The sequence below is a fragment of the Streptomyces sp. NPDC039430 genome (assembly GCF_055639435.1).
The window spans coordinates 181686-194412 of sequence record NZ_JBVKAK010000010.1 but is presented as its reverse complement, the minus strand read 5'-3'; the positions used below and the strand labels follow the sequence as shown (position 1 = coordinate 194412).

Annotated in this window: 13 protein-coding genes and 1 riboswitch; of the genes, 7 read left to right on the top strand and 6 right to left on the bottom strand. The window is 72.0% G+C overall.

Features of this window, described 5'->3' with window-relative positions:
• Positions 1 to 120 precede the first annotated feature (120 nt).
• The 3 genes from ACZ7LS_RS25340 to thrC form a co-directional block, all read right to left on the bottom strand.
• Complete coding sequence (locus ACZ7LS_RS25340; protein ID WP_005315736.1) at positions 121 to 324, bottom strand: cold-shock protein; 204 nt, start codon at positions 322 to 324, stop codon at positions 121 to 123.
• A 381-nt stretch (positions 325 to 705) separates the two neighbouring features.
• On the bottom strand, positions 706 to 981 hold the full coding sequence (locus ACZ7LS_RS25335) for a ubiquitin-like small modifier protein 1 (protein ID WP_129767106.1): 276 nt from the start codon (positions 979 to 981) through the stop codon (positions 706 to 708).
• Between the two features lie 52 nt (positions 982 to 1033).
• Positions 1034 to 2335: a threonine synthase gene (thrC, locus tag ACZ7LS_RS25330; RefSeq protein WP_382666819.1), complete on the bottom strand. Its 1302-nt coding sequence runs from the start codon at positions 2333 to 2335 to the stop codon at positions 1034 to 1036.
• 17 nt (positions 2336 to 2352) lie between these two features.
• Positions 2353 to 2482: riboswitch (SAM riboswitch) on the bottom strand.
• A 168-nt stretch (positions 2483 to 2650) separates the two neighbouring features.
• Here thrC and ACZ7LS_RS25325 point away from each other — a divergent pair.
• The 3 genes from ACZ7LS_RS25325 (at position 2651) to ACZ7LS_RS25315 (ending at position 5539) form a co-directional block, all read left to right on the top strand.
• Positions 2651 to 3763, top strand: coding sequence for a glucosyl-3-phosphoglycerate synthase (locus ACZ7LS_RS25325; RefSeq protein WP_385135063.1), 1113 nt, complete (start codon positions 2651 to 2653; stop codon positions 3761 to 3763).
• Between the two features lie 38 nt (positions 3764 to 3801).
• Positions 3802 to 3981: a hypothetical protein gene (locus ACZ7LS_RS25320; protein ID WP_382530400.1), complete on the top strand. Its 180-nt coding sequence runs from the start codon at positions 3802 to 3804 to the stop codon at positions 3979 to 3981.
• 127 nt (positions 3982 to 4108) lie between these two features.
• On the top strand, positions 4109 to 5539 hold the full coding sequence (locus ACZ7LS_RS25315) for an alpha,alpha-trehalose-phosphate synthase (UDP-forming) (RefSeq protein WP_382530401.1): 1431 nt from the start codon (positions 4109 to 4111) through the stop codon (positions 5537 to 5539).
• Positions 5540 to 5666: 127 nt separating this feature from the next.
• On the opposite strand, the gene otsB is transcribed toward ACZ7LS_RS25315, so the two are convergent.
• The 3 genes from otsB to ACZ7LS_RS25300 form a co-directional block, all read right to left on the bottom strand.
• Complete coding sequence (gene otsB / locus ACZ7LS_RS25310; protein ID WP_382530403.1) at positions 5667 to 6509, bottom strand: trehalose-phosphatase; 843 nt, start codon at positions 6507 to 6509, stop codon at positions 5667 to 5669.
• 75 nt (positions 6510 to 6584) lie between these two features.
• Positions 6585 to 6935: a DUF3263 domain-containing protein gene (locus ACZ7LS_RS25305; RefSeq protein ID WP_382969959.1), complete on the bottom strand. Its 351-nt coding sequence runs from the start codon at positions 6933 to 6935 to the stop codon at positions 6585 to 6587.
• 11 nt (positions 6936 to 6946) lie between these two features.
• Positions 6947 to 8218, bottom strand: a complete 1272-nt coding sequence (locus tag ACZ7LS_RS25300) for an extracellular solute-binding protein (protein ID WP_469449389.1) — start codon at positions 8216 to 8218, stop codon at positions 6947 to 6949.
• Positions 8219 to 8455: 237 nt separating this feature from the next.
• On the opposite strand from ACZ7LS_RS25300, the gene ACZ7LS_RS25295 reads away from it, so the two are divergent.
• The 4 genes from ACZ7LS_RS25295 to ACZ7LS_RS25280 all read left to right on the top strand — a co-directional run bounded on the left by ACZ7LS_RS25295 (position 8456) and on the right by ACZ7LS_RS25280 (position 12727).
• The gene (locus ACZ7LS_RS25295) at positions 8456 to 9484 is read left to right on the top strand and encodes an ROK family protein (protein ID WP_385135041.1); all 1029 of its coding nucleotides are present in this window, start codon (positions 8456 to 8458) and stop codon (positions 9482 to 9484) included.
• On the top strand, positions 9484 to 10668 hold the full coding sequence (gene nagA / locus ACZ7LS_RS25290) for an N-acetylglucosamine-6-phosphate deacetylase (RefSeq protein ID WP_382530409.1): 1185 nt from the start codon (positions 9484 to 9486) through the stop codon (positions 10666 to 10668). The genes ACZ7LS_RS25295 and nagA overlap by 1 nt, the downstream gene beginning before the upstream one ends.
• 166 nt (positions 10669 to 10834) lie before the next feature.
• Entirely contained in the window at positions 10835 to 11779 is a 945-nt protein-coding gene (locus ACZ7LS_RS25285) for a 1-phosphofructokinase family hexose kinase (RefSeq protein WP_382969963.1), read from the top strand.
• 87 nt (positions 11780 to 11866) lie between these two features.
• A complete protein-coding gene (locus ACZ7LS_RS25280) occupies positions 11867 to 12727 on the top strand; it encodes a class II fructose-bisphosphate aldolase (RefSeq protein ID WP_385135039.1) in 861 nt (286 codons plus the stop codon).

Below are 12727 nucleotides of genomic sequence, written 5' to 3'. Positions count from 1 at the left end.
CCGCCCCGGAGGAGCGGGGACACCGGGAACGCCCGAAGGGTCCGCATCCCCTGTTCGGGATGCGGACCCTTCGGCGTGAGTACGTGTACGTCAGTGCGTCGGTGGCCGATCGCGCCGGGATCAGACGGCGAGCTTGACCATGTCCGCCTGCGGACCCTTCTGGCCCTGCGAGATCTCGAACTCCACTCGCTGACCTTCTTCAAGGGTGCGGTAACCGTCCATCTGGATCGCGCTGTAGTGGACGAATACATCCGCACCACCGTCTACCGCGATGAAGCCGTAGCCCTTCTCCGCGTTGAACCACTTGACGGTGCCCTGAGCCATGCCTAACTCCCCTATTACTGGCCCTTGCACGGGGCCACACTTCGCGCCGGAACGCGTCGACCGCGGCTGAATGTATCTGCCCAACTGCCCTCTGCAACAGGTCAATCGGACGAGAATTCTGGGCATGGCCGAACACACATAGAGATGAATTCCCAGCGTTCCAGGGCAAGTCGGGCCGGGCAAAGCGCACCTACGGCGCATACGGCACTCCGACATCGGCCTCATGTTGTCGCGTTCTCGCATGCCTTCGGCAGCGGCGACAGCGGGGCGTTCCCCTACTCTACCGCGCTCAACCATGTAGAACGGCCCCCTCCGCTTCTCTTACGGAGGGGGCCGTTCCAGTCACAGAGCGGAGAAAAGACGCGCGGCGGTGACCTGGCGTCAGCCTCCGGCGACGGCGGGGATGATCGAGACGCCGGCGCCCGCCGGGGTGGCGGTCTCCAGGCCCTGCTCGAAGCGGACGTCGTCGTCGTTCACGTACACGTTCACGAAGCGGCGCAGCTTGCCCTGGTCGTCCAGGACGCGGCCGGCGATGCCCGGGTGGTTGGCCTCCAGGGACTGGATGACCTCGGAGAGGGTCGCCCCCTCGGCGGCGACCTCGGCCTTGCCGCCGGTGTACGTACGGAGAATGGTGGGGATGCGGACGTTGACGCTCATGGTGGTGTTCTGCCTTCCGTCTTCCGAAACGTCGGAAACGTCGTGGTGGTCGTCAGCTGCCGGCCAGGCCGGCGTCGCGGAACGCGTCCAGGCTCGGGCGGATGGTCGCGGTCGGGCCGGTCGTCGGGGCGACGGCGTCGAGCGTCTTGAGGCCGTCGCCGGTGTTCAGGACGACGGTGGTGAGCGCCGGGTCGAGGACACCGGCCTCGATCAGCTTCTTCGTCACGCCGACGGTCACACCCCCGGCCGTCTCCGCGAAGATGCCCTCGGTGCGCGCCAGCAGCTTGATCGCGTCGACGATCTGCTCGTCGGTGACGTCCTCGACGGCGCCGCCGGTGCGGCGCGCGATGTCCAGGACGTAGGGGCCGTCGGCCGGGTTGCCGATCGCCAGGGACTTGGCGATGGTGTCCGGCTTCTGCGGCCGTACGACGTCGTGTCCGGCCTTGAAGGCGGTGGACACCGGCGAGCAGCCCTCGGCCTGGGCGCCGAAGATCTTGTACGGCTTGTCCTCGACGAGGCCGAGCTTGATCAGCTCCTGGAGACCCTTGTCGATCTTGGTGAGCTGTGAGCCCGAGGCGATCGGGACGACGATCTGGTCGGGCAGCCGCCAGCCGAGCTGCTCGCAGATCTCGTACGCGAGCGTCTTGGAGCCCTCGCCGTAGTACGGGCGCAGGTTGACGTTGACGAAGCCCCAGCCCTCGCCGAGCGGGTCGCCGATCAGCTCGGAACAGAAGCGGTTGACGTCGTCGTAGTTGCCCTCGATGCCGACGAGTTCACCGCCGTACACCGCCGCCATGACGACCTTGCCCTGCTCCAGGTCGTGCGGGATGAAGACGCAGGAGCGGAAGCCGGCGCGGGCGGCGGCGGCGCCGACGGCCCCGGCCAGATTGCCCGTGGAGGAGCAGGAGAGCGTGGTGAATCCGAAGGCGCGGGCGGCCTCGACGGCGATGGCCACGACGCGGTCCTTGAAGGAGTGCGTCGGGTTGCCGGAGTCGTCCTTGATGTGGAGGGAGCCGGTGACGCCCAGTTCGCGGGCGAGGTTGTCGGCCTTGACGAGCTTGGTGAAGCCGGGGTTGATATTGGGCTTCGTGGCCACGTCGGCGGGGACGGGCAGCAGCGGCGCGTAGCGCCAGATGTTGTCGGGGCCCTCGGCGATGCGCTTCTTCAGCTCTTCGGGGCTGCCGCTCGGCAGGTCGTACGCCACTTCGAGTGGCCCGAAACAGCTCGCGCAGGCGAAGATCGGGCCGAGGTCGAAGCGCTCTCCGCATTCGCGGCACGAGAGTGCGGCGGCGGGTCCGAGATCAACGGCCCCGGTGTCGGAGTCGGTGTTCTGTTCGGCGGTCTGCACAGCCATGGAGGCGAGGCCCTTTCTCCTCATCTTCCTCGCGACGCACTTCGCCACGAGACGGAATTGGCACCTTCCCCACCGTGACCTCGAATGGTCGGCGGGAGGGTTGCCGGGACTTCAACGGGCCGTTCCCTCAGTCCCTCTGGATGAGCGCTATGGCGCCGGACCCGGGGTCCGATGCGTTTTTCCACGTAACGACCCCCGGCATGCGTGGGTCATTCGTGTTGTTCAAGACTGTAACCGAAGGAGCGCACGGTTGAGATAGTCGTCCGCACCGCGAGATGGATCACGTTCATGGCACACGCACAGGGAGTACCGACCGTGCTGGAAGAGGTGGAGCACTGGCTGACCAGGCGTTCCTGGTCCGTGGCCGACCGCCCGCTCGACCGGCTGATGGTGGCGAAGGCCGCGCGCGGGACGACGGTGAGTGTGGTCCTTCCCGCGCTGAACGAGGAGGAGACGGTCGGCGAGATCGTGTCCGTGATCCGGCGCGAACTGATGGAGCGGGTGCGGCTCGTCGATGAACTGGTGGTGGTCGACTCCGGTTCCACCGACCGGACGGCCGCGGTCGCGGCGGCGGCGGGCGCGCGCGTGGAGGACCGGGACGCGATACTGCCGCGGCTGCCGGCCCTGCCCGGTAAGGGCGAGGTGCTGTGGCGGTCGCTGCTGGTGACGAGCGGCGATGTCGTGTGCTTCGTGGACGCCGATCTGCGTCGGTTCTCGGCCGATTTCGTGTCGGGGATCGTGGGGCCGCTGCTGACCGATCAGGACATGCAGTTCGTGAAGGCGATGTACGACCGTCCGCTGCTCCAGCCCGCGGCGGGACACCCGGACGACCGGAGCGCCCGGGACGACCGGGACGACGGGAGCGACCGGAGCGCCCGGGGCGACCGGGGCGACCGGGGCGACCGGGGCGACCGGGGCGACCGGGGCGACCGGGGCGACCGGGGCGACCGGGGCGACCGGGGCGGGCAGGGGAGCCTGGGCGGTCAGGGCGGGCGCGTGACCGAGCTGGTGGCCAGGCCGCTGCTCAATCTGCACTGGCCGCGGCTGGCCGGTTTCGTACAGCCGCTGGGCGGTGAGTACGCGGCGCGGCGCTCGCTGCTGGAGCGGCTGCCGTTCCCCGTCGGGTACGGCGTGGAGCTGGGCCTGCTCGTGGACGCGCTGCACACGGCGGGGCTCGATGCGCTGGGGCAGGTCGATGTCGGGGTGCGGATCCACCGTCATCAGGACGAGCGGGCGCTGGGGCGGATGGCCGCGGCGATCTACCGTACGGCGCAGCTGCGGTTGTCCCGGGCGCACTTGGTACGGCCGGAGCTGACGCAGTTCGAGCGCGGCGAGAACGGTTTCGTGCCGCGTACGCACGCGGTGGACACGGAGGAACGGCCGCCGGTGCGGGAGATCGCGGAGTACACGGCCGGACGCGCGGCGTAACGCGATGCGATCATGTGAATTATCTAGATTGCCCGGTTATGGGCATGAATCATGTGTGGGCCGGAGCGCTGGCCGGACCGCTGGCCGCCGCCGCGCACGCGCGGCTGGCCGGGGCGGGAAGCGCCATCGAGCGACTGTGGCTGCTGGGCGGGGTGGTGGTCGCGCTGGGCGGCGCCGGGGTCGTCGCGCTGGCCGCGCTGCGCGGCCGGCGGGACTGACGGCGGTGCCGCCCCCGTGACGGTGGCGGGACTGACGGCAGTGGCGCCCCCGTGACGGTCGACACAGCCGCCGACATGGCCGCGCCCGTACGTTTGAGCGTTTCCGCGACGGGCTAGGTTTCGGCACATGGTTACCGAGCCGGCCTCCCGGGCCAAGGTCCTCGTCGCGTCCAACCGCGGCCCCGTCTCGTACACCCTGCGCGACGACGGCGCGCTGGAGGCCAAGCGGGGCGGCGGCGGGCTGGTGTCCGGCCTGTCGGCCATCGGGCAGGACGCGGACGCGGTGTGGGTGTGCGCGGCGCTCGGGGACGGCGACCGCGAGGCGGTACGGCGCACGGACGGCCGGCTCGACACCGGCGACACGGGCGGCCAGCGGGTGCGGATGCTGGGCATCGCGCCCGAGGTGTACGCGGACGCGTACAACGGCGTCGCCAACAGCGCGCTCTGGTTCGTCCACCACCTGCTCTACCAGACCCCGCTGGAGCCGTCCTTCGGCCCGGAGTTCCGCGCGCGATGGGCGTCGTACGAGACGTACAACCGTGCCTTCGCGGAGGCGCTGGCCGACGAGGCGGCCGACGGCGCGGCCGTGCTGGTGCAGGACTACCACCTGGCGCTGGTGCCCGGGATGCTGCGCGCCCTGCGCCCCGACCTGAGGATCGGGCACTTCTCGCACACGCCCTGGGCGCCGGTGGACTACTTCCGGCTGCTGCCCGACGACATCGCGCGCCAGCTCCTGCGCGGCATCCTCGGCGCGGACCGCGCGGCTTTCCTGACGCACCGGTGGGCGGGCGCCTTCACGGCGTGCTGCACGGAGCTGCTGGGCGGGACGGGCAACACCGCGATCGGGGTGCACGGCCTGGGCGCGGACGGCGACTTCCTGCGCGAGCGCGCGCACCGCCCCGACGTGGACGAGCGGATCGTCACCCTGCGCGGGCAGATCGGCCGGACGAGCGCGGGCGAGGAGCGGAAGACCATCGTCCGGGTGGACCGTACGGAACTGTCGAAGAACATCGTGCGCGGGCTGCTCGCCTACCGGCTGCTGCTGACCGACCGTCCCGAATGGCGCGAACGCGTCGTCCATGTCGCCTTCGCCTACCCGTCCCGGCAGGACCTGGCGGTGTACCGCGAGTACACCGCCGAGGTCCAGCGGGTGGCCGACGAGATCAACGCCGAGTTCGGCACGGAGGGCTGGGTCCCGGTCGTCCTCCATGTCGAGGACGACTTCGCCCGCTCGCTGGGCGCCTACCGGCTGGCGGACGTGGCGCTGGTCAACCCGATCCGCGACGGCATGAACCTGGTCGCGAAGGAGATCCCCCTCGTCTCCGAGCGCGGCTGCGCGCTGGTGCTGTCGCGGGAGGCGGGTGCGTACGAGGAGCTGGGCGAGGACGCGCTGGTGGTGAACCCGTACGACATCAGCGCCACGGCGACGGCCCTCCACGAGGCGCTGACCATGCCGGCCGCCGAGCGCGCGGAACGCGCCAAGCGGCTGGCCGCGGCGGCGACGGCGCTGCCGCCGAAGCAGTGGTTCCTCGACCAGCTGACGGCGCTGCGCGCCTGACACACCCGAGAAGCCCGAGAAGCCCGAGAAGCCCGAGAAGCCCGAGAAGCCCGACAGGCCCGGCGCGCCCGGCGCGCCCGGCGTGCCCGGGAAGGCTCCGGGCGGGGCGGGCGCGCCGGCGAGTCCCTCAGGCCATCTCCTGCGCCAGCGCGGCCAGGAAGTCCGCCAGCGCCGCCGGGCCCGGCAGCAGCAGGTCGGCGCGGTCGGCCAGTTCGGGTACTTCCGTGCCGATGCAGACCAGCAGGCCCGGGTGGCCGTCCGAGCGGAGCTTCTCCACCGCCGCGAAGGCCGGGAGGTCGCCCAGGTCGTCGCCCGCGTACAGGACCGTCCTGGCGCCGACCTCGCGTACGTACTCCAGCAGCGCCACGCCCTTGTCCATGCCGGGCGGGCGCAGCTCCAGGACCATGCGGCCCGGTTCGACGATCAGGCCGTGGCGGGCCGCCAGTTCGGTGAGCGGGTCGCGCAGGGCGTCGAAGGCGGCCTGCGGGTCGGAGGCGCGGCGGGTGTGGACCGCGACCGCCTGGCCCTTCTCCTCGATCCAGGTGCCGCGCCAGGCACCGAACCGGTCGAGGACACCGGGGAGTTCGGCGCGGGCCGCCGCGACGCCCTCGTGCGGGGTGGGGGTGCGGACGGCCCCGGAGACGGCGTCCCAGCGCTCGGCGCCGTAGTGGCCGAGGACCACGAGATGGTCCAGGCCCGGCACTCCGGCGAAGCCGCCGTAGCGCACGGCGACCCCGGCCGGGCGGCCGGTGACGACCGCGACCGACGCGACGTGCGGCGCGAGCGCGGCCAGGGCGGGGACGGCGCGCGGGTGCGCGCGGGCCTGTTCGGGGTCGGGGACGATCTCGGCGAGGGTGCCGTCGAAGTCGAGCGCGACGACGGCCTCACCGGGCCGCGCGAGGAGCGCGGCCAGAGCGTCGGCGCCTGCGGGGGTGGCCGGTTTCGGCAGGGGGTACGGGTTGCTGCCCATGCCCCCGACCCTATCGGCGCCCGGCGCCACGGGGGGCCTGTCCGGCCAATGGGGCTTTCCCCTGGGGCCTCTGCCCTATCGCCGGCGGCGCTTCTCGGCCCTGACCCGGCGCAGCCTGTTCACCGTCACCGGGTCGTGCTCCAGGGCCAGCGGATCGTCCAGCAGCGCGCCCAGCAGCTGGTAGTAGCGGGTCGGCGAGAGGCCGAGCCCCTCCCTGATCGCCCGCTCCTTGGCGCCGGGCCCCGGCCAGCCGCGCCGCTCCATGGCGAGCACGGCGCGGTCCCGCTCGGACAGCCCCGCGGGCTCGGCCGGCTCCGAGGAAGCGGCCGGCTCCGGGGGCTCGGCGGGCTCCGCGGAAGCGGCCGGCTCCGGGGAGACGGCGGGCTCGGCGGGACCGCGGGGCTCGGTGGGCTCAGACGCGGTCATATGACCACACGCTACTCGGCGGCCTCGGCGGCCGCCGCGTCTCTGGCGATCCCTCCGAGGACGTTCGACGGACTGGCGCCGGGCTCGACGGCCTTGCCGATGTTCTTCTTGAAGCTCTCGCTCACGCTCGCCCAGGAGTTCTTGCCGTACGGGAGCAGCTCGGAGGTGGGCAGCGCGTCCAGGAACTCGCGCAGGTCCCCGTACTGCGGGTCCGCCGCCATCGCCTCGTTCGCGCTGTAGGTGACCGGCAGCAGGTCGTACTGCGCGGCGAAGGACATCACGTTCCTGTCGTCGTACGCGAAGTCCAGGAACTTGCCGATCGCCGTACGGTGGCCGTTCTGCTTGAAGGCCATCATCCAGTCGGCGACGCCCATGGACGCCTTGGCCTTGCCGTTGATGCCGGGCAGCGGCACCATCCCGACCTTGACGCCCTGCTTGGCGGCCTCCTCCATCAGGGAGGGATGCCCGTTGAGCATGCCGACCTGACCGCTGGTGAACGCCTTGAACGCGATGGCGCGGTCCAGCTTCCCGGGGGCGACAGGGCCGGTCAGCCCCTTGCCGACGAGCTGCTTCTGGAGCCACTCGAACGTCTTGATGTTCTGCTGCGAGTCGATGTTGTACGAGCCGTCGGCGGTGTCCGTGTAGCCGCCCCCGCCGCTCAGCAGCCACATCAGGGTCTCGCCCTGGGCCTCCTCGGAGCCGAGCGGCAGCGCGAACGGCGTGGTCACGCCGGTGGACTTGAGCGCCTCGGCGTCGGCCTGGATGTCGTCCCAGTTCTTCGGGGCGTCGAGCCCGGCCTGGTCGAAGAGCTTCTTGTTGTAGAAGAGCAGCCGGGTGGAGGCGACGAACGGCAGTCCGTACTGGATGCGGTTGACCTTGCCCGCGTCGGAGAGCTGGGAGAGGAAATTCGCCTGCGTGGGGACGGAGAGCACTTCGTCGGCGGCGTAAAGCTTGTCCTGCTTCACGTAGTTGGCGTACGAGCCGACCTGCGCGATATCGGGCGCCTCGCCCTCCTCGACCATCGTGGCGACATCGCTGTCGACGGTCTTCCAGGGGCGGACGTCGACGTCGACCTTGATGCCGGGGTTCTTGGACTCGAACGCCGAGGCGAGCGCGGACCAGTACTTCTCGGAGGAGTTCTCCGAGTTGGTGCCGTAGTCCGCGGCGACGACCTTGAGGGTGACGTCGTCCCCGGCCTCTCCCGAACTGCCGCAGCCCGCCAGCGCCATTGTCATGCCCCATGCGGCTATCGCCGCGGTCATTCCCAGATAGCGCTGTCGCACAGCTGTGTTCCCGCCCTTGTTCTTCGATTGCGCGTAAGGCCCCGGTCGGTCCCCCGTGACGCACTGTTATGGAAGCACGTGATTTTCCCTCATCCGGAGGTTTGGGGTCCACCTGAGGTTGATCTCACTTGGGCAACGCCATCCCATCGCTCATCCGGGCCGCGCGTTTGTATGGAGACTCAACAATCCTGGACAGTGGACTAGACCTTTCAAGGGTCTACGCGCGAGACTGTTCCCGTGAGACACGTCATCGCCCTGGATGTGGGCGGCACCGGCATGAAAGCCGCCCTGGTGGGGGCGGACGGCGCGCTGCTGTATCAGGCGCGCCGGGCGACCGGCAGGGAGCGCGGGCCCGAGGCCGTCGTGGAGACCATCCTCGGCTTCGCCGCGGACCTGCGCGCGTACGGCATCGAGCACTTCGGCGAGAGCGCCGTCGCGGCCGGGGTCGCCGTGCCCGGCATCATCGACGCCGAGCGCGGTATCGCGCTGTACGCCGCCAACCTCGGCTGGCGCGACGTACCGCTGCGCGATCTCCTCGGCGCCCGGCTCGGCGGCGTACCCGTCGCGCTCGGGCACGACGTACGCACCGGCGGGCTCGCCGAGGGGCGGCTCGGCGCGGGCCGGGGCGCCGACCGGTTCCTGTTCGTGCCGCTGGGCACCGGGATCGCCGGGGCCATCGGCATCGCGGGCACCATCGAGGCCGGCGCGCACGGCTCCGCGGGCGAGATCGGCCATGTCGTGGTCCGCCCCGACGGGCCCGAGTGCGGCTGCGGACAGCGCGGCTGTCTGGAGACCCTGGCCTCCGCCGCGGCCGTGACCCGCGCCTGGGCGGCGGCGAGCGGCGCCCCGGAGGCGGACGCCGCCGACTGCGCGAAGGCCGTGGAGTCCGGCGACCCCGCGGCCGTGCGGGTCTGGCTCGACGCGGTGGACGCCCTCGCCGCGGGACTGGTCACCGCGCTCACCCTGCTCGACCCCCGGACGCTGATCATCGGTGGCGGTCTCGCCGAAGCCGGGGAAACCTTGTTCACACCACTGCGCGCAGCGGTCGAGCAGCGGGTGACGTTCCAGAAACTGCCCGAGATCGTCCCGGCGGCCCTCGGTGACACCGCCGGCTGTCTGGGCGCGGGGCTGCTCGCCTGGGATCTGCTCGCCGCCGCCCAGCCCCCCACCGAGCCCCCCACCGAAGCCCGGCCCGCGCAAGCCCGACCCGCCGACGACAACGACCCGCCCGCCGACGATCCACTCGCCACGGAGGTATCCGCCTGATGGCCGCTAGCGCCCCACGCGCCGCGCACGCCGCACGCACCCCACGCGCCGAAAGCACCGTCCTCACCGGCGCCCGGGTGGTGCTGCCCACCGGAACCGTGGACGGCGGGCGGGTGATCATCGAGGACGGCCGGATCGCGGGCGCCGCGCGCGACGACGCCGCCTCGCTGGATCTGTCCGGCCACTGGATCGTCCCCGGCTTCGTGGACATGCACAACCACGGCGGCGGCGGCGCCTCGTTCACCTCCGGCTCGGTGGACGACGTGCTCAAGGGCATCCGTACGCACCGCGAGCACGGCACCACCACCCTCGTCGCCTCCACCGTCACCGGCGAGATGGACTTCCTCGCCCACCGCGCCGGCTTCCTCTCCGAGCTGGTCGAGCAGGGCGAGCTGGCCGGGATCCACTTCGAGGGCCCGTTCATCTCCCCCTGCCGCAAGGGCGCCCACAGCGAGGCGCTGCTGCGCGACCCCGACCCGGCCGAGATCCGCAAGCTGCTCGACGCGGCGCGCGGCACGGCCAGGATGGTCACGCTCGCCACCGAACTGCCGGGCGGCATCGAGTCCGTACGGCTTCTCGTGGAGCACGGCGTGATCGCCGCCGTCGGCCACACGGACGCGACGTACGAGCAGACCGCGGAGGCCATCGACGCGGGCGCGACCGTCGCGACGCATCTCTTCAACGCGATGCCGCCGCTCGGACACCGCGCCCCGGGGCCGATCGCCGCGCTGCTGGAGGACGAGCGGGTCACGGTCGAGCTGATCAACGACGGCACGCACCTGCACCCCGCGGCCCTGGAGCTGGCCTTCCACCGCGCGGGCGCGGACCGGGTGGCCTTCGTCACGGACGCGATGGACGCGGCCGGGTTCGGCGACGGGCGCTACCAGCTCGGCCCGCTCGCCGTCGAGGTCAAGGACGGCGTCGCGCGGCTGGTGGAGGGCGGCTCGATCGCCGGCTCCACGCTGACCCAGGACACCGCCTTCAAGCGGGCGGCGACGGTGGACCGGCTGCCGGTGGAGGACATCGTCCAGGCGATCTCCGCCAATCCGGCGCGGCTGCTGGGCGTGTACGACAAGGTCGGCTCGCTGGAGCCGGGCAAGGACGCGGACCTGGTGGTCCTGGACGAGGAGTTCTCGGTCAAGGGTGTTCTGCACAAGGGCGAATGGGTAATTGACCCCAAGTAGGTCGATTCAGCAACAAGTCAGCTGATTCGACCGCAAGACCGAAGAAAGCCATACGAAGGCGGTCGGCTCGGGGTCTGGGCCTACCGCCTTCTGTTTGGCATGATCGCTCCGGTAACCGGCCGCGCGAGTACCGGCCACGTCAGCGCGTTTCCCGGGGGTGCGACGGATGATCGTGACGGTCACGCTCAATGCCGCGCTGGACATCACGTACCGCACCCCCGAGCTGGTCCCGCACACCACGCACCGCGTCACCGATGTCATCGAGCGCCCCGGCGGCAAGGGCCTGAACGTCGCGCGGGTGCTGTCGGCGCTGGGCCACGAGTCGGTGGTGACGGGGTTCGCGGGCGGCCGGACGGGCGACGTGCTGCGGGAGCTGCTCGCCGGCTGCGGCCCGGAGGGCTCCAGGGGCCGGCCGGTCGACGCGCTCGTACCGATCTCCGGGGCCACCCGCCGCACCCTCGCCGTCGTCGACGAGGCCAGCGGCGACACCACCCAGCTCAACGAGCCGGGCCCGGCCGTCTCCTCCGGCGAGTGGTCCGCCTTCCTCGGCGCGTACGAGCGGCTGCTCACCGGCGCCGACGCCGTGGCCCTGTGCGGCAGCCTGCCGCCCGGCATCCATGTCGGCGCGTACGCCGAACTGATCCGCCGGGCCCGTGCGGCGGGCGTACCGACGCTCCTCGACACCAGCGGCGAACCGCTGCGCCGCGGCGTCGCCGCCCGCCCCGATCTGGTCAAGCCGAACGCCGAGGAACTCGCCCGGCTCACCGGCTCTCGCGAGCCGCTGCGCGCCGCGCGCGACGCCCGCCGCCGCGGCGCGCACGCCGTCATCGCCTCGCTCGGCCCCGACGGCATCCTCGCGGCCACCCCGGACGGTGTCTGGCAGGCGACCCCGCCCGCGCCCGTGAAGGGCAACCCGACGGGCGCGGGCGACTCGGCGGTGGCCGGGCTCCTCTCGGGCCTCGTCGAGCGGCTGCCCTGGCCGGCCAGGCTGGCCCGCGCGGTCGCGCTGGCCACGGCGACGGTCCTGGCACCGACGGCGGGCGAGTTCGACGCGGAGGCGTACGAGCAGCTGCTGCCGCGCGTGGCGGTGACGGAACACCCCGGACCGTAGCGCCGGGACCGATGGCGCCGGGACCGATCGCGCGAGCCGGAAGAACTGGCCGGGACCGGTCCGCGAGCTGGAAGAACTGAGGGACATATGCCACTCGTCAGCACCGGTGAACTCGTCACGGCCGCCAGGGCCGGGAACCACGGGATCGCCGCGTTCAACGTCATCACCCTGGAGCACGCCGAGGCGATCGCCGCCGGCGCCGAGCGGGCCGGGGCGCCCGCGATCCTCCAGATATCGCAGAACGCGGTGGCGTTCCACGGCGGCGACCCCGGCGCGGTCACCGCCGCCGCGGCGGCCGTCGCCCGCGCCTCCTCCGCGCCGCTCTCCCTCCACCTCGACCATGTCGAATCGCCCGCACTGCTGCGGGCCGCTCCCGGGGCCGGCTTCAGCTCGGTGATGTTCGACGCGTCGAAACTGCCGTACGCGGAGAACCTCGCGGCCACCGCCGAGGCCGTGCGCTGGGGCCACGACCACGGCATCTGGATCGAGGCGGAGCTGGGCGCGGTGGGCGGCAAGGACGGCGAGCCGTCCCTCGACGCGCACGCCCCGGGGGTACGGACGGATCCGGCGGAGGCGGTCGTCTACGTGGCCGAGACCGGGGTGGACGCGCTGGCCGTCGCGGTCGGCTCGTCCCACGCGATGACGCACCGCACGGCCGCCCTGGACCACACCCTGATCGCCACGCTGCGCGACGCCGTCCCCGTACCGCTGGTCCTGCACGGCTCGTCCGGTGTCCCGGACGAGGAGATCCGCCGGGCGGTCGCCTCCGGCATGGTCAAGATCAACGTGGGTACCGCCCTCAACACGGCCTTCACCGGCGCCGTACGCGACTACCTCGCGGCGCACCCGACGACGGTGGACCCCCGGAAATACCTCGTCCCGGCTCGCGAGGCGATGGCCGGGACGGTGGCGGACTTCCTGCGGGCGGTCGGCTCCGCGACGACGTGA